General features: G+C 67.1%; 17 protein-coding genes. 9 read left to right on the top strand and 8 right to left on the bottom strand.

The features are described from left to right. Nucleotides 1–3: 3 nt before the first annotated feature. The 6 genes from tssE to J0J10_RS05135 all read right to left on the bottom strand — a co-directional run bounded on the left by tssE (nucleotide 4) and on the right by J0J10_RS05135 (nucleotide 5,690). Nucleotides 4–549 carry a type VI secretion system baseplate subunit TssE gene (gene tssE, locus J0J10_RS05110; RefSeq protein ID WP_291634807.1) on the bottom strand — a complete coding sequence of 182 codons (546 nt, stop codon included), beginning with the start codon at nucleotides 547–549 and terminating at the stop codon, nucleotides 4–6. 183 nt (nucleotides 550–732) lie between these two features. After that, nucleotides 733–1,215, bottom strand: a complete 483-nt coding sequence (locus J0J10_RS05115; RefSeq protein ID WP_291634810.1) for an Hcp family type VI secretion system effector — start codon at nucleotides 1,213–1,215, stop codon at nucleotides 733–735. A 157-nt stretch (nucleotides 1,216–1,372) separates the two neighbouring features. Further along, on the bottom strand, nucleotides 1,373–2,875 hold the full coding sequence (gene tssC / locus J0J10_RS05120) for a type VI secretion system contractile sheath large subunit (RefSeq protein ID WP_291634812.1): 1,503 nt from the start codon (nucleotides 2,873–2,875) through the stop codon (nucleotides 1,373–1,375). 17 nt (nucleotides 2,876–2,892) lie between these two features. After that, nucleotides 2,893–3,429 (bottom strand): type VI secretion system contractile sheath small subunit, encoded by a 537-nt coding sequence (gene tssB, locus J0J10_RS05125; protein WP_291634814.1) that lies wholly within the window; start codon nucleotides 3,427–3,429, stop codon nucleotides 2,893–2,895. Nucleotides 3,430–3,657: 228 nt separating this feature from the next. Then, a complete protein-coding gene (locus tag J0J10_RS05130; protein ID WP_291645548.1) occupies nucleotides 3,658–5,091 on the bottom strand; it encodes a type VI secretion system protein TssA in 1,434 nt (477 codons plus the stop codon). A gap of 53 nt (nucleotides 5,092–5,144) precedes the next feature. Beyond that, nucleotides 5,145–5,690: an OmpA family protein gene (locus tag J0J10_RS05135; protein ID WP_291645549.1), complete on the bottom strand. Its 546-nt coding sequence runs from the start codon at nucleotides 5,688–5,690 to the stop codon at nucleotides 5,145–5,147. Between the two features lie 115 nt (nucleotides 5,691–5,805). Here J0J10_RS05135 and J0J10_RS05140 point away from each other — a divergent pair, with 115 nt between their 5' ends. The 3 genes from J0J10_RS05140 (at nucleotide 5,806) to tagH (ending at nucleotide 9,676) form a co-directional block, all read left to right on the top strand. Further along, nucleotides 5,806–7,668 (top strand): type VI secretion system Vgr family protein, encoded by a 1,863-nt coding sequence (locus J0J10_RS05140; RefSeq protein ID WP_291645550.1) that lies wholly within the window; start codon nucleotides 5,806–5,808, stop codon nucleotides 7,666–7,668. Between the two features lie 7 nt (nucleotides 7,669–7,675). After that, nucleotides 7,676–8,233, top strand: coding sequence for a DUF6931 family protein (locus tag J0J10_RS05145; protein ID WP_291645551.1), 558 nt, complete (start codon nucleotides 7,676–7,678; stop codon nucleotides 8,231–8,233). 63 nt (nucleotides 8,234–8,296) lie between these two features. Further along, the gene (gene tagH / locus J0J10_RS05150; RefSeq protein WP_291645552.1) at nucleotides 8,297–9,676 is read left to right on the top strand and encodes a type VI secretion system-associated FHA domain protein TagH; all 1,380 of its coding nucleotides are present in this window, start codon (nucleotides 8,297–8,299) and stop codon (nucleotides 9,674–9,676) included. 24 nt (nucleotides 9,677–9,700) lie between these two features. On the opposite strand, the gene J0J10_RS05155 is transcribed toward tagH, so the two are convergent. Beyond that, on the bottom strand, nucleotides 9,701–10,474 hold the full coding sequence (locus J0J10_RS05155; protein WP_291645553.1) for a hypothetical protein: 774 nt from the start codon (nucleotides 10,472–10,474) through the stop codon (nucleotides 9,701–9,703). Between the two features lies 1 nt (nucleotide 10,475). After that, nucleotides 10,476–10,976, bottom strand: a complete 501-nt coding sequence (locus J0J10_RS05160) for a PAAR domain-containing protein (RefSeq protein ID WP_291645554.1) — start codon at nucleotides 10,974–10,976, stop codon at nucleotides 10,476–10,478. A 203-nt stretch (nucleotides 10,977–11,179) separates the two neighbouring features. Here J0J10_RS05160 and tssK point away from each other — a divergent pair, with 203 nt between their 5' ends. Genes tssK through J0J10_RS05190 form a run of 6 tightly spaced genes read left to right on the top strand, consistent with a single transcriptional unit; the run spans nucleotide 11,180 to nucleotide 21,229 of the window. Beyond that, complete coding sequence (tssK, locus tag J0J10_RS05165; RefSeq protein ID WP_291642065.1) at nucleotides 11,180–12,517, top strand: type VI secretion system baseplate subunit TssK; 1,338 nt, start codon at nucleotides 11,180–11,182, stop codon at nucleotides 12,515–12,517. Beyond that, the gene (gene tssL, locus J0J10_RS05170) at nucleotides 12,514–13,992 is read left to right on the top strand and encodes a type VI secretion system protein TssL, long form (RefSeq protein ID WP_291642066.1); all 1,479 of its coding nucleotides are present in this window, start codon (nucleotides 12,514–12,516) and stop codon (nucleotides 13,990–13,992) included. Before tssK ends, tssL begins: the two co-directional genes overlap by 4 nt. Before the next feature lie 48 nt (nucleotides 13,993–14,040). After that, on the top strand, nucleotides 14,041–17,688 hold the full coding sequence (gene tssM / locus J0J10_RS05175) for a type VI secretion system membrane subunit TssM (RefSeq protein WP_291645555.1): 3,648 nt from the start codon (nucleotides 14,041–14,043) through the stop codon (nucleotides 17,686–17,688). A 3-nt stretch (nucleotides 17,689–17,691) separates the two neighbouring features. Then, nucleotides 17,692–18,396, top strand: a complete 705-nt coding sequence (gene tagF / locus J0J10_RS05180) for a type VI secretion system-associated protein TagF (RefSeq protein WP_291645556.1) — start codon at nucleotides 17,692–17,694, stop codon at nucleotides 18,394–18,396. Continuing rightward, on the top strand, nucleotides 18,393–19,187 hold the full coding sequence (locus J0J10_RS05185) for a PP2C family protein-serine/threonine phosphatase (protein WP_291645557.1): 795 nt from the start codon (nucleotides 18,393–18,395) through the stop codon (nucleotides 19,185–19,187). The genes tagF and J0J10_RS05185 overlap by 4 nt, the downstream gene beginning before the upstream one ends. Then, nucleotides 19,184–21,229, top strand: a complete 2,046-nt coding sequence (locus tag J0J10_RS05190; protein WP_291645558.1) for a serine/threonine-protein kinase — start codon at nucleotides 19,184–19,186, stop codon at nucleotides 21,227–21,229. Before J0J10_RS05185 ends, J0J10_RS05190 begins: the two co-directional genes overlap by 4 nt. Nucleotides 21,230–21,260: the final 31 nt, after the last annotated feature.

Here is a 21,260-nt window from a genome sequence, read left to right on the forward strand (position 1 = left end):
GCGCTATCGGTTCTTGATCGCGATCTTGCCGGTATCGAGCTCGACATCGGCCACGAATTGCAGCGGCACATTGACCGGCTCGCAATCCAGGTCCGCACGGACCAGGAAGCGGATCGTCAGCTCGGACCGGTCGATGCTTTCATCGCGCTGCACGCTGATCGACTGCCGGATCAGCCGCGGCTCGTAGCCGATAAGCACCTCGCGCAGCTCGTCCTTGATCGAGCCCACCCGATGCTCGTCGATCGAGCGGTTCACGATATCGGGGAAGCCGTGGTTCAGCACGGAGCGCCGGACATGCTCGAACCCCGAGAGATCGATCGACGAAGCCAGATTGGTGGTGTTCACCAGCGCGTCGAGATCGGCCGCAATTTCCTGCCTTAGCTTCTGCTCGGTGATGGCAGCACGCGGCGCGGCCCGGCGCCCGGCGATGATCCGTTCGCCGCCGGCGTCGCGCAGATCGAGCGCGGTCTTCGCATCCTTGCTGCGATGCGCCTCCCGGAACGCGTACATCAGCGGCGGACGCAGCCGGTTCTTCGCTCTGGCATCCATCCTCGCGCCCTCCAACCGCCAGCCGGGCGGCCCGGCGCCCGGCCCTTCTCCACGACACCCGAGGGAGCGGTCGGCCCTCCCAAGGCGTGACATTCGAACAGTCGCCCGGCGCCGGACGAAAAGCGGCCGCAGCGCTGCCGACCGAAGACGAGGCCTGGCCGCACAGGCGGCCAGGCCGTCCTCTCATTCCTTGTTGGCCTTGATGTCCCAGGTCCCGGTCGAGGGCGCGCCGAGCGTGCCGTCCTCCTTCTGGAACTTGTATTCGAACTTGATCTTGGCGAAGTTCAGCGAGAACTGGTCGGTCGGCACCGGGTTGCCACCGGTCGAGTCGCCGGACTGATAGCTTGAGACCAGCAGGTCCTGCAGCGTCACGGTGTAGAATTCCTGCTGGTCCTTGCCCTGCTTGCGCACGAACAGCACCGCCTTCTTGATGTGCTTGCCCGACGCGCAGGACAACATCAGTACTGGCGACGCCTTGCTGACATTGGCCGTGCAATGCAGGTCCTGGAAGCTGACCTTGCCGGCGCCGCCGCCGGACCCTGCGGAATGCGTGCCCGAATTGCTCGCTCCCCAGGAGAAGGATTCGATCTCGATCGTTTCCTTGTGCTTGGAATCATGGCTCTCGCCCTTGATTCCCTCGATCTCGAGCAGGAAGTCGCTGGCCATCGTTCTCTCCAGTGTTTGACCGTCATCCGACGAAGTCGATTGCGACTGCGCTTCGCCCGCGGGGTGGTACCGGCGCGCGACCGCTCAGCCCCGGCGCGATCCGCGCGGGGGTAGGCACAGGCCTGGAGACTCCGCGCGCCCGAAGGCGCGCGACGCCTTAATTCTTGGGCGCGGGCAGGCGCGAGACCAGGCTCAGGCCGATATCCATGCCCTCCAGCTGGAAATGCGGCCTGAGATAGAACTTGGCCGAATAATATCCGGGGTTCTCCTCGTCTTCGAAGACGTCGATGCGCGCATCGGAAAGCGGACGGCGCGCCTTCGTCTCCTCGCTGGAATTGACCGGATCGCCGTCGATATAGTCGGTGATCCATTCCTGCAGCCAGCGACGCAGGGGTTCGCGCTCCTTGTAGGAGCCGACCTTGTCGCGCACCATGCATTTCAGATAGTGCGCGAAGCGCGAGACGGCGAACATGTAGGGCAGCCGCGAGGACAGGTTGTCCGAGGCGGTCGCCGCGACGCCGTCGGGACCGAAGAAGGCCTTCGGCTTGTAGAGCGACTGTGCCCCGATGAACGCCGCCTTGTCGGTGTTCTTGCGGTGGATCAGCGGGATCAGCCCCGATTTCGCCAGCTCCGCCTCACGGCGATCGCTGATCGCGATCTCGGTCGGGCATTTCAGGTCGACGCCGCCATCATCCGTCGGGAAGGTGTGGGTCGGCAAGTTCAGGACCTCGCCGCCCGATTGCACGCCGCGGATGCGGGTGCACCAGCCATATTCCTTGTAGGCACGGTTGATGTTGACAGCCATCGCATAGGCCGCGTTCATCCAGGCGTATTTCTCGCCCTTGTGCCCGTCGGTATCTTCCTCGAAGGCGAATTCCTCGACCGGCTCGGACTTCGCGCCATAGGGCACGCGCGACAGCACGCGCGGCAGGCACAGCCCCATATAGCGGGAGTCCGCCGCGTCGCGCAGCGATTTCCAGGCGGCATAGTCGGGCGTATCGAAGACCTTGCCGAGATCGCGCGGATTGGACAGCTCCGTCCAGGCGTCCATGCCCATCAGCGTCGGATCTGCGCCGGCGAAGAAAGGTGCATGCGCCGAGGCCGCGACCTTGGAAAGATCGCGCAGCAGCTGCACATCGGTCGCCACATGGCTGAAATGATAGTCGCCGATCAGGCAGCCGAAGGGCTGGCCGCCGAGCTGACCGAACTCCTGCTCATAGATCTGCTTGAAGAGCGGGCTCTGATCCCAGCGGGCGCCGGGATAGGTCTTGAGATTGCGATAGAGCTCGCTCTTGCCGACATTCATGATCTTGATCTTCAGCTGCGAGTCCGTCTCGGAGTTGAAGACGAGATAGTTCAGGCCGCGCCAGGCGCTTTCGATCTTCTGGAACTCGGGTGCGTGCAGCACCTCGTTCATCTGCTCGGTCAGCTTGGCGTCGAGCCGTGCGATCATCTCCTCGATCGTGTCGAGCACGTCGCCCTTGATCAGCGTGGAGTCGGCGAGCGCCTGGGTGACCAGGGTCGCCACCGCGTTCTCGACCTCGGTCGCCGCCCGCTCGGTCTTCGGCTTGAAGCTCTGCTTGAGAACGTTCGCGAACTCGTCGGCGTCGCGTGTCTCGGCGATGGCTGCGCCGGGTTGCTGGATTTGTGCTTCCGCCATGGTCGCCTCCGCCTCGCTCACCCGTTGCCGTCACGCTTGTTGCCGTCAGCCGATGTCTCGCCGAGCCTGTCCTTCAGCGCCGTCATCAGCTGCGGGTCGGCGAGCAGCGCCTTGATCTGGTCGCTCGCCGCCATCTTGCCGTCCATGTAGCGCAGCAGGTTGGCGAGCTGCTCGCGTGCCTCGAGCAGCTTGGCCGTCGCCGGGATCTGACGGGCGATCGCCGCCGGGTTGAGGTCGTCGAACCGCGAGAACTTCAACGCCACCGAGAGCTTCTCATTGCCGTCGCCGCCCAGCTTGTTGGGCACGTTGAAGGCGACGCCCGGCTCGATCGCGGCCATGCGCTGATCGAAATTATCCATGTCTATGTCGAGGAATTTGCGCTCGGAGATATCGGGCTTCGCCACGGCCGAGGCATTGCCCGAGAGATCGGCAAGGACGCCCATCACAAAGGGCAATTCGATCTTCTGGTCGGCATTGTAGGGGTCCTCATAGGTGATATGGACCCGTGGTGGCCTGTTGCGGCGAATGAACCTTTGCCCAGAATCTCCGGCCATCGTCAGTGCCTTTCCTCTCGATGCATCACGCAGAGGCAGCGTGACACCACGCCAAGTCACCAATCTCCCAATACAATACACAAATGCAGTCAGCTTGACAGTTCCCGTCGCGCTGCTTGGCATCCGCAAGTCGTCATCGCCGACCGGTCGCGATCTTGTGAAGTCGCGGCGGGCCGCAGGCCTGGGGAGGCGCGCCGCAGGAGCGCCGGCCCGGCGCCAGACCCCGACCTACTCGTCCCTGCTCTGACGTATGCCGACTTCAGGAAGGATATCGCTGAGCAGCGACATGAAATCATGCTGCGCGAGCCCACAGGCCTTGTCCATCAGCAGCGGGATCGGGTTGGAGGGCTCGACCTGCCGGTAGAACCCCGCCACCGCCTTCATCCGGCCGACCGCCTCGGCGCGGGTCGCGACGCCCGCCACCAAAGGCGCGCCGACCGGCGCCGGAGCGACCGCAGCCGGCCCGGTCTCGCTCCCCTGCCCGGGCTCCGCCTCGAGCTCGGCCACCGCATCGTCCGGCCCCTCTTCCGCCTCCTCCCAGCTCTCACTCGGCGCCTCCTTCGCGCCATCATCGGGCTGATCATAGCCATCCGACGCGTTCAGGCGCTCGAGCGGCAGCTGAAAACGCGGCTCGGTGCCGATTTCGAGCATCGCCTTGTCGACATGTTCGGGAAACATGATCTGGATCACTTCGATCAGCGACTTGCCGATCAGCCGCTGGGCTTGCCCGATCAGCAGCACGGCCGGGCTCGAAGGCTCGGCGCGGCGAAAATAACCCAGGCAGGCGGCCAGCGCCGCACGCGCCTCCGCCACCGAAGCGCAGGAGCCCGGCGGCAGGCCGGCCGGGCCCACCGAAGCCGCGACCGGCATACCGGCCTCGATGGGCTGATCCGCCGGAGCGGCGAGCATCCGCGCACCGACGACCGGCTCGAGAAAGCCGATGATCTGACCGACCAGCGCCGAGAGACGTGGAAAGCTCACCGCCCCGCCGCCAGCGCGCTCGCTCCAGGTCGCACGGATCCGGGCGATCGCATCACGGATCGCCACGACATGAGCGAAGGCGGCCTGCAGCTCCGCGCCATCGGTTTCGGCCAGCGCCGCCTGGATCGCACCCGCATCCGGATGCTGCTCCTCCTCCTCGGGCTGGATCGCGCCGGCGGCGACGAGCTGGCTGCGGAAGACCAGAGGGCCGATCCGCCGGCTGATCAGGAGTGGCGCATGCTGCAGCGGCAGCACGACCGTGGCCAGGTCGTCGAGGCTTTGCAGTGCCACCTCGCGCAGGATGAAGTCGCCCTGCTCGGCACGCGGATGCACCTCGTCCCAATGCTCCGAGAGATGACCGGTGATCAGGCCCAGGCAGGCGGAAAAGCCTGGTATGTCGCGATTGAGCAGGCAGAGCTTCCCGGCCAGTACCAGGACCCGGATGTCGCGGCTGAGCTTGAGTATCTTGGCGAGGTCGCCGAAGGCGGCGGGGAAATCGATCGTCGCCCGGTCGAAGGCGACCAGCCGGCCATCCGGCCGGGGCGCGAAATAGGATGTCGGCAGCGCAACTTCCAGATGCGCGATAATGTTCGTGAAGCCCGCATCTTCTTCGGGATCGGGCCCGCAGAGGTCGTCCGCAGAAACCGGCCCGGAAAAATCAGCGAAGTTCAGCGCCGCCATGGAGCCCCTCGGTCAACAGGCCGATGCCAAGCGGCCGCTGGCAGGAATGCGCGTCAATCCACACGGATCCGCGTCTCGACCCGGCGATTATCGCCGGAATAGGGATCGGCCACGATCGGCTTGGTCTGGCCGAAGCCGCGCGGCAGCAGCTTGGCGGTATCGACACCGCGTTCGCTGAGATAGCTCACCACGGCCTTTGCGCGACGCTCCGACAGGTTGAGATTGTAGTCGGCCGAGCCCCTCGCATCGGTATGCCCTTCGACCAGGAAGCTGCTGGCGGCGAGCTGCGGATCCTTCAGCGCCTTGGCGAACTCGTCGAGATTGCTCTTGGCATCGGGCTCGAGCACGTCCGAATTGTACTTGAAGCGGACCACCAGGTCGAAGGCGGCCGCTGGTTTCACGACATGACCCGCCTTGCTGCATTCTGCCTCCGTTCCGACGCAGAGCCCGCGCGACACGCCGAGATTGGGCTTCCCACCCCCGAAATGCTTGATGATGTCATCTGCCTTGTAGCTTTGGGCCTGTGCCGACACAGCCGAAACCGCGCAGACCCCGACGGCGAAAGCGGCGCTGATACTGACAAGGGCCTGCTTGCGCACGGTCTTCCTCCCGATTAACTTCAAGTCGGCGGTCGAAGACTGAGGGTTGAGACTATGACTCTCAGCATCCGCTGCGTCAATGTCGTACCCGGCCACAAGCCACGAGGTTTCGTTGATGCCAAGCGAACTTCGACAGTCAAAAAGACTTGCTTCCTTTACAACCCCATTGGGGAAAGACTTTTTTTCACTTATCAAGTTTGAAGCGCGCGAAGCTCTGAGCGAACTATTCGCCTATCAGGTCGAGGCGACGAGCACGACTGCGAACGCCGACCTGCAAAGCATCATAGGCGAGAAATGCTCGGTCAAGATGACCTTGAAGAACGGTCAGGACCGCGTCTTCAACGGTGTTCTCGTCGATGCGCAATGGCTCGGCCGCGAGAACGACATCGACAGCTATCGTTTCGTCCTGCGGCCCTGGCTCTGGCTGCTCTCACAGCGCGCAGATTGCCGGATCTTCAAGAACAAGACGCCGCTCGACATCGTCAAGACGATCTTCGGCAAGGAGGACAAGGCGAGCTTCGACGACCGCGTCAGCGACAAGCCGGGCGAGATCGATTACTGCGTGCAGTATCGCGAGACCGATCTCGACTTCGTGCTCAGGCTGCTCGAGAAGCACGGGATCTACTATTACTTCAAGCATACGGATGGCGACCACAAGCTGATCCTCTCCGATGCCCGCTCCTCGCACGACTCCGTCACCGCGGCGGCCGAACCCACCTTCGCCGGCGCCGGCAGCGCCTACCCGTTCATGCCCAGGGATGGCCAGCAGCGCCGCCCGATCGAGCACATCACGCAATGGTCGACGCTGCGCCGCCTGCGCACCGGCAAGATCGAGCTCAAGGACTATGATTTCGAGAAATCCACCGCCGACCTGACCGCCAAGGCCGAGGAAGGCTTCGCCCGCAGCAAGGCTTATGAGAGCTACGACTATCCCGGTGCCTATCTGGATCGCGGCAAGGGTGAGCGCTTCGCCAAGGTGCTGGCGCAGGCCGAACAGGCGCAGGATGATCGCCGCCAGGCCATGGGCGAGGCACCGAGCCTGCATCCGGGCTCGGTGATGACCCTCGGCGTCCACCCGGTCGGTTCCGAGAACGCCGAATATCTGGTGGTGCGCGCCACGCATAATTTCGGAGTTCAGAGCTATCGCTCCGCCAAGCGCGTCGACGACGCGATCTATCACGGCTCCTACGAGCTCCTGAAAGCCGACAAGCGCTTCCGCGCGCCGCTCGTCACCCCTTCTCCGGTGATCGTCGGACCTGACACCGCCAGGGTGGTCGGCGAAAAGAACAAGGGTGAGGAAGGCGATATCGACGTCGACAAATACGGCCGGGTCTGGCTGCGCTTCCACTGGGACCGGGAGAAGGACTCGACCTCCTGCCGCGTCCGCGTCGGACAGCTCTGGTCCGGCAAGAACTGGGGCGGACAGATCATCCCACGCATCGGCCAGGAGGTCATCGTCGAATTCATCGAGGGCGATCCCGACCGCCCGCTGATCACCGGCGCCGTCGTCAACGACCAGCACATGCCGCCCTATGACCTGCCGGCCAACAAGACCCAGTCGGGGCTGAAATCGGAATCCACCGAAGGCTCAGGCAAGGCTGGCAGATTCAACGAAATCAAGTTCGAGGACCTCGCCGGCAAGGAGGTCTTCAGCCTGCAGGCGCAGAAGGACCACAAGACCGTGGTCTTCAACACCGAGACCCGCGATGTCGGCAAGGAGTTCGAGGGCGGCCCGACCGACTTCACCCGCACCACCCAGATCATGGGCGGCAGCGACAAGCTGCACGTCAAGGACGGAAAGCGTTATGTCGAGGCGGCGCTCGAGATCAAGCTGGTCTGCGGCGAGAGCACCATCACCATGACGCCGACCGACATCACCATCTCGTCGCCGACCATCAAGGTCACCAGCACCCTCAAGACCGAGGTCCACGCCGACGCGACCACCATCGTCACCGGCGGCATCGTCAAGATCAATTGAGCGCGCGATGACCCGCCTCCGCTTCAGCACGGCCGGCGAAGTCTTCGAGAGCTTCCCCGCTCTGCGCCGGCTCGTCGCCACGGCACCGGCGAACGAGGCACCGCTGGCCTTCCTCGCCCGGCTTGCCGCCGGCGCCGAGCCGAAAGATGCGATCGGCTTCTGCGCCTTTCTGCTGCCGCGGCGGGAAGCCGTCTGGTGGGCCCTCCAGAGCGTCCAGCGCATGCGCCCGGCGGGCGCCCCGGCTGGGCCGGCGCTTGCCGCGGCCGAAGCCTGGGTGCGTGACCCCGGCGATGCCCGGCGGCGCGAAGCGCTGTCGGTCGCGGAAGCCGCGGACCCGGCCGAACCCGCCACCTGGGTCGCCTGGGCGGCCGGCTATTCCGGCGGCAGCATGCTGGCGAGCCATGCCGTGCCCTGCCCGCCCGACCTCACCGCCAAGACCGCCCGGATCGCCGTGTTAACCGCATTGGGCCGCCTTCCGGCCCGTGAGCGCGATGCCGCATTGCGAAACTGCATCGAAGCGTGCTTTCGTCTGGTCGATGACGAAGGCGGCGGAGCGCGGACGTAGAGCTGGCGTGGCGATGCCGCCTGAGCGGCACAAGCCTCGTGGCAGCGATACGGACATGTCCAGATGGCGCTGACGCTGACGATCGAGAACGAGACCTCGCTGCCCGATGGCGGCCCGCTCAGCGTGACGCTCAGTGGCGGACGGGGCCTCGATATCGGGCGTGACCAGCATCTCGACTGGGCCCTGCCCGATCCGACGCGCACCATCTCCGGCCGCCATTGCGAGATTCGCTTCCACGACAACGCCTATTGGCTGCGTGACATCTCGACCAACGGCACCTTCGTCAACGGCGCGGCCCATCGGGTGCAGTCGCCCTATCGCCTGCAGCATGGCGACCGGCTCGAAATCGGCCACTACATCATCGCCGTGGCGATCGACGATGCCGGCCGGCAACCGGCGGCCATGGCCGAGCGGCCGCCGGCCCCGCCGCCCCCGGCTGAATCGCTCTGGGACGGCAATGGCGACGAGGCGCCACCGATCGCGCGCCGCGACCTGATGCCGCCGCAGAAATACCGGCCGGTCCATGCCGGCTTCATCGACTGGGCCGCCGATATCCCGACGCCGGAGGAAACCGGGCGGCAGGCCTTCGCGCCGCAGCCTGAGCCGCCGGCCACTGCCGCTCCGCCCGCGCCTTCGCGCCAGGACGAGATGGCCTGGGCGCCCTATCAGCCGCCGCCCGTCCCGGCGGCCGCCCCCATCGCCCCGATCCCGACACCTCGCCGGCCGCCGGGTCCGCTCCCGGCCGCCGATCCGTGGAGCGAGGCGCCGCCGGCAGGGCCGCTGCCCTCCTTCGAGCCGCCCTTCCCGCCGCCTGCGCCGCCGCGTCCGCCACCACCCTCGGCAGCCGCGACCGCCGGCGAGATCTCCCCGGCCGAGTTCATGGCCCGCTTTGCGCGCGGCGCCGGCCTGCCGGTCGAAGCCCTGTCCTGGCAGGATCCCGGCGCTTTCGCCGAGCAGACCGGCGCGCTGATGCGTCTCGTCGCCGTCGAGCTGAAGCAGTTGCTGGCGGCGCGGGCCGAGAGCAAGCGCATCGCCCGCAGCGCCAATCAGACGATGATTCAGGCGCAGGACAACAACCCGCTGAAATTCTCGCCGACCATCGAGGATGCGCTCAGGCTGATCCTGGGCCGCCCGACCAGCGGCTATCTCAACGCCCAGAAGGCGTTCGAGGAGAGCTTCAGGGATCTCAAGGCCCACCAGATCAAGACCTATTCGGCGATGCAGCACGCGTTGCGCATGCTGGTCGAGGATCTCGATCCGCAGGCTGTTTCCGAAAGCCTCGGCTCGGAGCGCGGCCTCGAAGGCCTGCTCTCGTCGCGCAAGGGCAGGCTCTGGGACGCCTATGTCGCGCGCTGGGAGGCCAAGACCGCCCCTTACGAGGATGGGCTGGTCGACGCCTTCATGCTCTACTTCGCCGAATGCTATGACCGCGGCGGCCGTTGAGGGGCCCCCTAGGTCCGGCGCCGCTCACAGCCCCAGCAGCGCCCTGATCGCCCGCGGCTCGAGCTCGGGCGGCGGATCGTCGAAGCTCGCCCGGTAATAATCGAGCATGCTCAGCCGCTCGAAATTGTTCCAGACCTCCGCGTCGCCCATGGCGCTGCCGCGCTCTTCGAGATTGAGAATCGTGTTGTAATCGGCGCTCCCTGGCTCGCCGAAGACCAGGGCTGGCGGCAGCGGCTCGGCACGCAACTCGCTCTCCGCCGCCAGGATCGCCGCCAGGGCTCGCGGTGCCCAGATCCGGTTGTAGGCATCGGCGACGTCGCGCTCCGGCACACCCTGCGCCATCAGAACCTGCCGGCAGGCATCGGCGAAGGCATTGGTCATGCCGTTGCGCTCGGCGATCCGGTCGGCCGCGTTGAAATTGGCGTGGATCGGCTCAACATAGGCGAACTCGTTCTGCAGCAGCCGGGCCGGCTCGCCCTGGAGATAGAGCCAGGGCATGGCGCCATCGATGACGATCTGGCCCGGCAGGAGATGCGCTGCCTGGTTCTCGCCGGACGCGCTGAAGAACTGCTGCTCGGCCCCCTTGCAGATCACGCTCGGCTGGCGCGAGAGCGGCAAGCCGCCCCCGCCTCCGGCGCGGATCAGCAGCATGAAGGCCAGTACCTTGGCGACGCGTGAATTGCGCGAGCGCCCATGCCAGACTGCCAGATCGGCATCCCGCACGCTGCGCTCGACACGCAGCAGGCGGAAGCGCTCATAGCCCGATACGATCCGGTCGGGAGAGCTTCGCCGCCCCATTTCAGCCGCCGATGATCACGGTCGGCTCGCCGAAGGCGATCTTGTTCGGCGGCCCCACGGCCTCGATGATGGTGTCGCCGACCCGGCAGGCGCTGAGGCTGTTGATCAGCACGGTCTGCGAGCCGTCGACGACGACGCCGGGCCCGTGCGGCGGGATCGGCAGAGGGGTCGCGCAAATGTGAATATCCGCGCCACCGGCCGCGCCGGAGATCATCGAGCCCATGCTGGCGGCGGCAGCGGCCTTCGTCGCCTCCTCGGCGGCCTTGGCCGCGGGCGCCCCCGGCGTGCCGGCGGCGGCGAGCGTCGCCGCCTCGGCCACCTGGATTGTGGTGTCCGAGATCGCCTTGGCCGCCTGGATCGCCGCCGCGGCGGCGGCCGAAACGCCACGCCAGGCGGGCTTGCCGCCGATGATCACGTTGAAACTGCCGGGGCCGGGCTGAAGCACGCCAGGGAGCGGATGGATCACCGGATCGAGGATGCGCGCGGCAGGACCGGTCGGCATGGCCTATCCCCTTCGACTACCGCCACGGCGCGCAGGCCACGGCCCACCCGCAAGTTGATCTAGCGGGGGATCCGCAGACCTGCCGCCGCGAAATCTTTGCCAAAGCACGCAAACAGGTTCGGCGAATACGATGGCACGCCATGGTGACGCTGGGAAGCGAGCTGTATATGCTCTTGAACCAGCCTTGAGATAGCGAGAACCGGATGTCGTGGTACAGCAAGGTTGTCTGGTCCGAAGGCCTGTTCCTGCGACCGCACCATCTGCAGCAGAGCGACCGCTACCTCGAAAACCTGCTGGAAAGCCGCGTCAGGCACACCACGCCCTATCCATGGGGGTTTTCGGTGCTGGAGATCGACCGCGACCTCGCCCAGCAGAGCCGCATCGGCCTGCGCCGCGCCGTCGGCGTACTGCCGGACGGGACCCCCTTCGCCGTGCCGGACAACGCGCCGCTGCCGCCGGCGATCGAGGTGCCGGAGAATGCCGCCGGACAGATCGCCTGGCTCTCCCTGCCGCTCGCTTCCGCCAACACGCGCGAGGTCGAGGACAGCCTGAGCGGCAGCGCCAGCCGCTTCATCCCGGCGACCGAGATGCTGATCGACTCCACCGCATCGCTGCGGATCGAGGAGGAGATCGACATCGCCCATCCGCGCCTTTCGCTCGAACTGCGCAAGACCGCCAAGCCCGGCTATGTCGGCCTCGCCCTCGGCCGCATCCTGGAAGTGCGCGATCGCGCCGTCCTGTTCGACGAAAAATTCGCGCCGCCGCTCCTGATCTGCTCGGCCCACCCGGTCGTCGACGGCTGGATGGACCGGGTCATCGGCTGGATCGACAACAAGCTGGAGGAACTCGCCCGCTACGCCGCCGACCCGACCGCGGGCGGCGGCCTGCAAAGCGCCGACTACTTCATCCTGCAGATGCTCAACCGGCACATCCCGGTGCTGAAGCACATGCGCGGCTCGCGCTTCGTGCATCCGGAACGGCTGTTCGTGACGCTGCTCGCCATCGCCGGCGAACTCGCCACCTTCACCACCGCCGAGCGCCGCGCCCGCGACTATCCCGCCTATGATCATGACGATCTCGAGGGTTGCTTCACCCCGGTCGTGCGCGACATCCAGGATTTTCTCTCGGCCCAGCTCGGCCGCCGCGCCATCCGCCTCGAAATCGTCGAGCGCGCGCCCAACGCCTTCATGTCGACGATCCGCGATCGCGCCCTGGTGCGCAATGCGACGCTGATCCTCGAAGTCGCGGCGCGCCGGCCGCTGACCGAGATCCAGGCGCAGTTCCCGCATCTGTTCAAGGTCGGCCCCAACACCAAGATGAACGAGATCGTCCATGCCCATCTGCCGGGCATCAATCTCGTCCATCTGCCGACGCCGCCGCCGCAGATCCGGGCGCTGACCGACCACGTCTATTTCTATCTCGACCGCACCTCGCCGCTCTGGCCGGAGTTCAGCACGGCGAGTTCGATCGGCATGCATTTCTCCGGTGACTGGCCCGATCTCGAAATGGAGCTCTGGGCCGTGCTCGAGGGCAGAAGATGAGCGACAAGGGTTCGCCCTCCGACCCGTTCGGACGCTCGGACCGGACGATCATCAAGCCGAACCCCGCGGGAAGGCGGGCGCCGCCACCCTCGCGCCCCGACCCGCAGCCCGTCAGGCCTGGCTACCCCGTGCCCCCGGCCTCGCCCCATGGCTATGGCCCGTCGACCGCGCCGCAATATCCATCCGGCGCGGCCGGCTCCCCGGGCGTGCCCGGCACCGGCGAGGAATGGCTCTCGGCGCCGCCGCCCCGGCCCAGCGCGGCATCGCCGCCCGGCCATATCCCGCAGGCCCTGCCGCGGCGCGAACAGATGCTCACGCCCAATGCCAATCCGATGCTCAAGGCGGCCGGCCCGCTTCTCCTGCTGCTCGGGCGCCTGCGCGCCTCGCTGAGCAGCGCCCCGGCCACCCAGATGATCGGCCAGGTCGGCGAGACGATCGAGGCCTTCGAGCACGAGGTCCGGGCCGCCGGCGCCTCGCCCGAGCAGACGCGCACCGCCAAATACATCCTCTGCGCCTTCGCCGACGACATCGTCCAGAACATCCCCGGCGAGGATCGCCATGTCTGGACACAGTACAGCATGCTCTCGCGCTTCTTCGGCGAACGCACCGGCGGCGTGCGCTTCTTCGAGGAGCTGGAGCGCGCCAAGCGGGACCCGTCGGTCAATTACGACCTGCTCGAATTGATGCATGCCTGCCTGGCACTCGGCTTCGAGGGCATCCACCGCACCTCGGCCGGCGGCGCCGCCAATCTGCAGATGATCCAGCGCAGCCTTTTCGAGACGCTGCGGCGGGTGAAGCAACCCGATCCGGAATTGTCGCCGCGCTGGCAAGGGCAGGCGCTGGTCTCGCGTCTGGCCGGGTTCAGGATCCCGGTCTGGTCGGTCGCCGCCGTCGCCGCCGTCGCGGTGCTCGGCCTCTATTTCATCTTCCGGGCCCTGCTCGGCGGCAATGCCGAGGCCTCGGCCTCCGCCTTGCTCGCCGTCCATCCCAAGGGCGAGCTTTCGATTGTCCGGAAAGTCTTCGCCAAACCGCCGCCGCCATTACCGCCGCCGGCGCAGCAGCCCAAGATCTGCGCCACGGTGCGCCCGCCGATCACCTGCCAGGTCACGCCCAATCTGATCATCGTCCGGCTCGTCGACATCACCCTGTTCGAGCCCGGGCAGGCGGTGGTGCGCGACGAGTTCCGCCCGCTGATCGAGCGCATCGCCGCAGTGCTGAACGAGGAAGGCGGGGCGATCAAGGTCGTCGGCCACACCGACAGCCAGCCGATCCGCACCGCGCGCTTCCCCTCCAACCAGCAATTGTCGCTGGAGCGCGCCAAGGCCGTCGGCGAGCTCCTCAAGACCAGGCTGAACCGGAAGGAGCGGATCAGCATCGAGGGCAAGGGCCCCGACGCGCCGATCGCCAGCAATGCCACGCCTGAAGGACGCGCCAAGAACCGCCGGGTCGAGATCCTGATCCAGCGCGAAAGCTAGAGACCGAACGAGCACCGCGAGACCTGCCAAGAGGGAGATCGACACGAAATGAGCGTCGCGATCTGGCTCAGGATCGTCGCAATCGCAGTGGGCACGCTGGCGCTCGCCCTGCTGATCTGGTTCGGCGGCCCCTTCGTCGCGATCGGCGAAGTGCGTCCGTTCGAGCCGCTCTTCGTGCGCCTGCCGCTCGTCCTGCTTCTCGCGATCGGCGCCGGCGTCTGGATCGCCATGATCCTCATCCGGCGGCGCAAGGCAGTGGCTGCGCTGAGCGAGGCGCTGGCCAAGGAGGAGAGCGCGGCCGGCGATGGCCCGGCGCTCGGCTCGGCGATGCGCGATGCGCTCGCGACGCTGAAGCGGGCTCGCGGCAAGGATGGCGGCGACTATCTCTACGACCTGCCCTGGTATGTGATGATCGGCCCGCCCGGCGCCGGCAAGACGACGGCGCTGGTCAATTCCGGCCTGAAATTCCCGCTGGCGCGCGGCGGCCAGGCCCCGGCGGCGGTCGCCGGCAATGGCGGTACGCGCTATTGCGACTGGTGGTTCGCCGAGGAAGCGGTGCTGATCGACACCGCCGGGCGCTACACCACCCAGGACACCGACGCCAAGGCCGAACGCGCGGGCTGGCTCGCCTTCCTCGACCTGTTGAAGCACAACCGCCCGCGTCAGCCGATCAACGGCGTCATGGTCGCGATCAGCGTCGAGGATCTGCTGACCTCGACGCCCGAACAGGTTGCCGCCCATGCCGAGGCGATCCGCGCCCGCCTGCTCGAGCTGAACGAGCGCCTGAAGATCGATTTCCCGGTCTATGCGGTCTTCACCAAGGCCGATCTGATCGCCGGCTTCAACGAGTTCTTCGGCGGGCTCTCCGAGCCGCAGCGCCGCATGGTCTGGGGCCACACCTTCCAGACCCTCGACAAGACCCGCAACATGATCGGCGACGTTCCACCGGAGTTCGACGCGCTGATCGAGCGCCTGAACCAGCGCCTCTCCGACCGCCTGCAGGACGAGCCCAACCCGACCGCACGCGCCCAGCTCTTCGGCCTGCCGAGCCAGATGGCGGCGCTGAAGCCGATCATGGTCGACTTCCTCGGCCGCGTCTTCGAACCGACGCGCTACCAGCAGAGCGCGACGCTGCGCGGCTTCTACTTCACTTCGGGCACACAGGAAGGCACGCCGATCGACCAGTTGATCGGCGCGCTCTCGCGCAATTTCGGCAGCGAGCATGCCGGCGCCGGCAGCTTCTCGGGCCGTGGCAAGAGCTATTTCCTGACCGATCTGATCCAGAAGGTGATCATCGGCGAGTCCGGCTGGGTCTCGACCGATCTGCGCGCCATCAGGCGCTCGGCCCTGTTGCGTGCCGCCGGCTTCACCGCGGTGGCGCTCGCCGCAGTGACCCTCACCGGACTGTGGTGGACGAGCTATGCGCGCAACAGCGAGCTGATCAACCAGACCAATTACGCCCTTGCCGACTACCGTTCGAACGCCGCCCCGGTGCTGCAGGAAACGACGATCTCGGAACGGAATTTCAGCCTTGTCCTGCCGCTGCTGCACAAATTGCGGCACATGCCGGCCGGCTACGCCAACAAGGACGAGCCGACCCCCATCGCCGCGACCTTCGGTCTGAGCCAGCGCGAGCGCCTGCAATCGGCGACACAGATCAGCTATCAGGAGGCGCTGGAGCGGATGCTGCGCTCGCGCATCATCTTCCGGCTCGAAGAGCAGCTCGAGGCCAATGCCAACAATCCCGGCTTCCTCTACGAGGCGCTCAAGGTCTATCTGATGATCGGCGGCCGGGCGAAGCTCGACCGCGATCTCGTCCTCGCCTGGATGCGGCTCGACTGGGCCGAGAACCTGTTCCCGGGCGCCGCCAACGCCAAGGGCCGCGAGGCGCTGGAAGAGCATCTCACCGCGCTGCTCGATCTCGACGAGGGCGCCGAGCCGCTGGTCAAGCTCAACCAGACGCTGATCGAGAGCAGCCAGCAGACACTGCGGCGGATGAGCATCGCCGAGCGCGCCTATGAGTTGCTGCGCACGCAAGGGCGCAACGCCAACCGCGACTGGGTCGCGGCGCAGCGCGGCGGCTCGGATGTCCGGCTCGTCTTCGAGGGGGTCTCAGGCGAGGATCTCGATACGATCCGGGTGCCCTATTTCTACACCTATGACGGTTTCCAGAACGCCTTCGTCGACCGTCTCGGCGATATCGGCGAGCGTATCGAGAAGGAGCGCTGGGTCCTCGGCGAGAATGTCGACCAGGCCGCGATCAATTCGCAATATTCCAGTCTTTTCCAAGATCTTATGAAGCTTTATTCACGCGATTTCATAGCGTCGTGGCAGCGCGCGCTGCGCCGGTTGAAGCTGCGCCCGCTCAATGCCGACAAGCCGAAATACGTGGCGCTCTCGGCGATCGCCGCGCCGACCTCGCCCTTCAAGCAAGTGCTGGAATCGGTTCGCGACGAGACGCAGCTGACCAAGGAGCGCGCCGCCCGCCGACCGACCGCCGCGCAGGCGGCGGCGCAAGCCGGCAAGGAGGCCGCAGCCAAGACGCTGGAGGAGCGGGCCAATGCGGCGCTCGGCCGACTCGGCACTTCCCTGCCGCTGAGCGCGCCGGGCGTCGACCGGGTGCTCTCGGCCGGCAGCGAGGCGCTCGGCGCCAATATCGAGGCCGGCTTCAAACAATACCATGTCCTGGTCGACGGCGATCTCGGCCGCCGGCCGGTCGACCAGGCGCTGCAGATCTTCGCCGAGATCAACCAGAACCTCGCCATGGCGGCGACCACCCCGGCCCAGTCGGCGGCGGCGAACGCGGCGATGGTGCCATTGATCGCCTCGCTGCGCGGCAACTCCTCGCGCTACCCTGCCCCGTTCGATGCGATGATCGTCTCGGCGGTCAATGATTTCGAGGGCGACGCCACCAGCGCCACCATCTCTCTGCTGCGCCAGGCGCTCGGCGACGAGGTCAGCCGCACCTGCACCAATCTTCTCGCCAATCGCTACCCCTTCACCAAGGGCAGCACCCGCGACATCGCCCTCTCCGACTTCGCGCAGCTCTTCGCGCCCGGCACCGGCGCCATGGACAAGTTCCTGAAGGAGCGGCTCGACCCCTATATCGACAAGTCCGGCGCGCAATGGAGCTGGCGCGCCGACAGCCGCGTCGCCCGCTCGCTCTCGCCGACGACCTTGCGCGAATTCCAGCGCGCCAGCGACATTCGTGAAGCCTTCTTCCCGACCGGCGGCAACCTGCCCTCCTTCCAGATGGTGGCGGTCCCAACCGCCCTGTCCTCCGACGCTTCGGGCGCCAAGCTCGAGATCAACGGCTTCACAGTGGCGAGCCAGCAGGGCGTCAACACGCCGACCCCGGTGATGTGGCCGGGCGCCGGGCTGGCGCGGACCTCGATCACCCTGACGCTCGGTGGCGGCGCCGGCAGCAACAATGCCGGCGGCATCTTCGGTGGCGGCTTCTTCTCGAACAGTCCGACCCCGGCCGCGCCGAGCGAGGTCAAGCTGTTCGAGCGCGATGGCGTCTGGTCGTTCTTCCGGCTGCTCGATGCCGGCTCGGTGCTGCGCCAGGGCGACAATGTCGTGTTCACGCTCGCCTCCGGCGGCCGACAGGTCGGCTACCAGTTCGGCGTCGGCTCGCTGAAGAACCCGCTGGTGCTGCCGGCGCTGCGCGAAATCCGCTGTCCGACGGGGATTTGAGCCATGGCGTGCGGGCTGTTCGGAAAACTGCCGGGCAAGCGCGACTTCATCGCCCTGGGGGCGCCCACGGCCTTTCTCTCGGTCTACGAGCCCTGGCTCCAGGGCGGGCTGACCGCGAGCCGGCTCGATCTCGGCGCCGGCTGGCAGGACGCCTTCCTCAACGCGCCGATCTGGCGCTTCTGGCTCGGCTCGGCCTATGGCGGCAACACCGTCGCCGGGGCCTTCATGCCCTCGGTCGACGGCATCGGCCGCTATTTCCCGCTCACGGTCTTCGCGGTCGCGGGTCCGGGCACGGCGATCCCGCCGCCCGAGACCGACCCGCAGGATGCCTGGTTCGACCACGCCGAGGATTTCCTGCTGAATGCGCTGGAGCCCGAAGCGAGCTTCGAGGCCGTTGCCGAGGCATTGGCCCGGTTGCCGGTTCCGAACGACGAGCTGAAGGCCGCCCCGCCGGCCGACATGGTCAGGCTGTCCGACGGCACGATCGTCAGCGCGCTCGACCCGGCGACCTTCCCGGCCCGCCTGGCGGCACTGCGGGTCGAGGACCATACGCGCTCCTATGCCCATGCCTGCTATCTCTGGACCGTCGGCGGCGAGAATTTCGAGCCGCTCGCCTTGGTCGGCCAGGCTCTGCCGAGCCCTTATCTGTTCAGCGGCCTGCTGACCGGCCGCTTCGACGCCTTTCTCGGTGCGGGAGCAGCGTCATGAACCATGCCGGCCCAGCCCCTCCCTTCGAGACCGGCGCGATCAGCCATCCAGGCCGTGTGCGCAGCCATAACGAGGACAATCTCGTGACGCGGCCCGAATTCGGGCTCTGGGCCGTCGCCGACGGCATGGGAGGACACGAGAACGGCGCCATGGCGAGCGCGACGGTCGCCGCCGCGCTCGACGGCATCGGCCCCGCCATCTCAGCCGCCGACCTTCTGGCACGGCTGGAACGGAGCGTGCTCGCCGCCAATGCCGAGCTGCGCCGCCGGGCCCACGAACAGGCGGGCGCGACCATGGGCTCGACCCTCGCCGTACTGCTGGTTCACGGCAGTCATTTCGCCTGCCTCTGGTCGGGCGACAGCCGAATCTACCTCGTCCGCCACGGCTACATCACCCAGATCTCGCGCGACCATACCGAGGTGCAGGACATGATGGATCGCGGCCTGCTCAGCGCCGAGGAGGCGCGCAACTGGCCGCGCCGGCATGTGATCACCCGCGCCATCGGCGTGCACGATCTGCCCTCCCTCGACATCGACCATGGCGAACTCGAAGGCGGCGACACCTTCGTGCTCTGCTCCGACGGCCTGACCGGACATGTCGAGGATGACGAGATCCTGCGCGCCGCATCCGGCGCTGATGCCCAGGGCGCTTGCGACGCACTGCTCGCGCTGACGCTGGAGCGCGGCGCGACCGATAATGTCACCGTCGTGATTGTCCGCTATCATCAGGATCGCCGCGTACAGACGCGCTGGATGCCGAACATGCGTCAGCCGAAGAACGAGGCCACATGACCGATTCCGAGCGCACGATCATCATGCCGCGCAACGGGCTTTCGGTCGGCACGCGGCTGAACGGCATCTATGAGATCGAGCGCCTGATCGCGGTCGGCGGCATGGGCGAAATCTACAAGGGCCGCGCCATCCAGACCGGCGACGCGGTGGCGATCAAGATGGTCCGCCCCGACATGGCGCAGGACGAGGCGGTCGTCACCCTGTTCCGCAAGGAAGCGGCGGCGCTGCACAATGTCTACAACGAGGCGATCGTCCGCTATTACGTCTTCACCGTCGATCCCGCGACGCAGGCGACCTATCTCGCCATGGAGTTCGTCGACGGGCAGTCGCTGTCGGAGCGGCTCAGGCAGGGAGCGCTGCCACCGGAGGAGGTCGACCTGCTGCGCCGGCGCATCGCCAGCGGCCTGCATGCCGCGCATATGCTGGGGATCACCCATCGCGACGTCTCGCCCGACAACATCATCCTGCCCGGCGGCCAGGTCGCGCGCGCCAAGATCATCGATTTCGGCATCGCCAAGTCCAGCCTGCTGGGCGAAAAGACCGTCATCGGCACCGGTTTCGCCGGCAAATACAACTATGTCTCGCCCGAGCAGCTCGGCCTGTTCGGCGGCGAGGTCACCGGCAGATCGGACATTTACAGCCTCGGCCTCGTCCTCGCCGAGGCACTTGGCGGCCGGCCCCTAGACATGGGCGGCACCCAGATGCAGATTCTGGAGAAACGTCGGCGCGTGCCGGACCTAGCCGCGGTCGACAAGAGCCTGCGGCCGCTGCTGGCCCGCATGCTGGCGCCCGACCCCAAGGATCGGCCCGCCGATATGGCGGAGGTCGCGTCCTGGCAGCTGAAGGGGCAGCGGAATGCCGCCGGCGGTGTCGGAGGCGGCAGCCTTGCCTGGAAGGCGCTCGCCGGTGCGGCCGCCTTCGCCGTGCTCGCCGTTGGCGGCTTCCTCGCCTGGCAGCTGCTCGGACAAGGCGGCCGCCCGCCGACAGCCCCTGACCCGCCCGTGCTCGCCGGCCGCAGCGATGCGCCTCCCGCGCCGAGCCTGCAAGGCGTGGCTCCGGAACCGCAACAGACTAGCCCGAACGAAACGGCAGCGTCCCCGCAGCCGCCAGCCGGCAGCTTCGCCTCCGAGCGCCAGCAGCCGCAGCAACCGCCCTCGCAGCGCCCGCCAGCCCCCGCCTCCAACCCGGCGCCCACGCCTGCGCCCGCGGCACCGTCTCAAACTACGGCGCGAGCGGAAGCTCCGCCGACTCTGGGCCCGCCACCGGCAGCCCAGATCCAGGTCCCGCCTCCGGCCCGGTTGCCGCCGGTCGCCATTCCTCCTCTCACCTTTCCCCCTGCCGCCACCCCGCCGGCCGCGGAGAACAAGACGGCGACCAATATGGTCGACCAGCCCCCCGCAGAACGCGAGCCGCGCACGCCGGCGGAACGCATCGAGCGCTATATCGCGACCTACGATGGCGGCGCCTGCTTCTTCCTCTGGCCGACCTCGGTCGGCGACAGGCGCGCCGCGATCGAAGGCTTCGGCAGTTCCGCGCCGCCCTTCGTCGCCTTCGACGGCGCTTTCAAGCGGGCGCAGGGCTTCGAGGCGCAGATCAGCCTCCGGTCGATCACCACGGCGCAATGTCCGATGGTCGATTTCCTGCGTCAGCTCGGGCGCGGCATAGATCGCAGCCCTGTCATGCAGATCGGCGCCTTCACCATGAAGAGCGGCGACACGCTGAGCGGCACGGTCGAGAGCGATCCGAAGCAGAACCTCGCTGTCCTGCTCGTCGGCGATGACGGGCTTGTCTACAACCTCGCCAGCTTCACGCGCCGCGAGGGCGGCAAGGCGAGCTTCACCCTCAAGCTCGAATCGACGGCTGCTTCAGGCGCTCCGGTCCGTCCGCAAGCCGTCATCGCCCTTGTCAGCCAGGCGCCGCTGCCTTCGCTCGCTGGGCCCAATCCAGCGCCGGCCGGTGACGTTTTCCCGAGCTTGCGGCAAGATGTTTCGCGCCTCGGCGGCAGGATCGGCGTCGGCATCAAATATTTCAGGATCGAGTGAACGCAGGCGCATCAATCCCGGGCACTGCGAT

It is taken from the genome of Allobosea sp., assembly GCF_017308075.1.
In the GTDB taxonomy this organism is placed as follows: domain Bacteria; phylum Pseudomonadota; class Alphaproteobacteria; order Rhizobiales; family Beijerinckiaceae; genus Allobosea.

Coding starts and splice junctions, on each gene's coding strand:
- J0J10_RS05155 (WP_291645553.1), bottom strand. CDS start 10,474: ATGGGGCGGCGAAGCTCTCCCGACCGGATCGTATCGGGCTATGAGCGC.
- J0J10_RS05140 (WP_291645550.1), top strand. CDS start 5,806: ATGCCAAGCGAACTTCGACAGTCAAAAAGACTTGCTTCCTTTACAACC.
- tagF (WP_291645556.1), top strand. CDS start 17,692: ATGGCGTGCGGGCTGTTCGGAAAACTGCCGGGCAAGCGCGACTTCATC.
- J0J10_RS05115 (WP_291634810.1), bottom strand. CDS start 1,215: ATGGCCAGCGACTTCCTGCTCGAGATCGAGGGAATCAAGGGCGAGAGC.
- tagH (WP_291645552.1), top strand. CDS start 8,297: ATGGCGCTGACGCTGACGATCGAGAACGAGACCTCGCTGCCCGATGGC.
- tssL (WP_291642066.1), top strand. CDS start 12,514: ATGAGCGACAAGGGTTCGCCCTCCGACCCGTTCGGACGCTCGGACCGG.
- J0J10_RS05190 (WP_291645558.1), top strand. CDS start 19,184: ATGACCGATTCCGAGCGCACGATCATCATGCCGCGCAACGGGCTTTCG.
- J0J10_RS05130 (WP_291645548.1), bottom strand. CDS start 5,091: ATGGCGGCGCTGAACTTCGCTGATTTTTCCGGGCCGGTTTCTGCGGAC.
- J0J10_RS05185 (WP_291645557.1), top strand. CDS start 18,393: ATGAACCATGCCGGCCCAGCCCCTCCCTTCGAGACCGGCGCGATCAGC.
- J0J10_RS05145 (WP_291645551.1), top strand. CDS start 7,676: ATGACCCGCCTCCGCTTCAGCACGGCCGGCGAAGTCTTCGAGAGCTTC.
- tssK (WP_291642065.1), top strand. CDS start 11,180: ATGTCGTGGTACAGCAAGGTTGTCTGGTCCGAAGGCCTGTTCCTGCGA.
- tssC (WP_291634812.1), bottom strand. CDS start 2,875: ATGGCGGAAGCACAAATCCAGCAACCCGGCGCAGCCATCGCCGAGACA.
- tssM (WP_291645555.1), top strand. CDS start 14,041: ATGAGCGTCGCGATCTGGCTCAGGATCGTCGCAATCGCAGTGGGCACG.
- J0J10_RS05160 (WP_291645554.1), bottom strand. CDS start 10,976: ATGCCGACCGGTCCTGCCGCGCGCATCCTCGATCCGGTGATCCATCCG.
- tssB (WP_291634814.1), bottom strand. CDS start 3,429: ATGGCCGGAGATTCTGGGCAAAGGTTCATTCGCCGCAACAGGCCACCA.
- tssE (WP_291634807.1), bottom strand. CDS start 549: ATGGATGCCAGAGCGAAGAACCGGCTGCGTCCGCCGCTGATGTACGCG.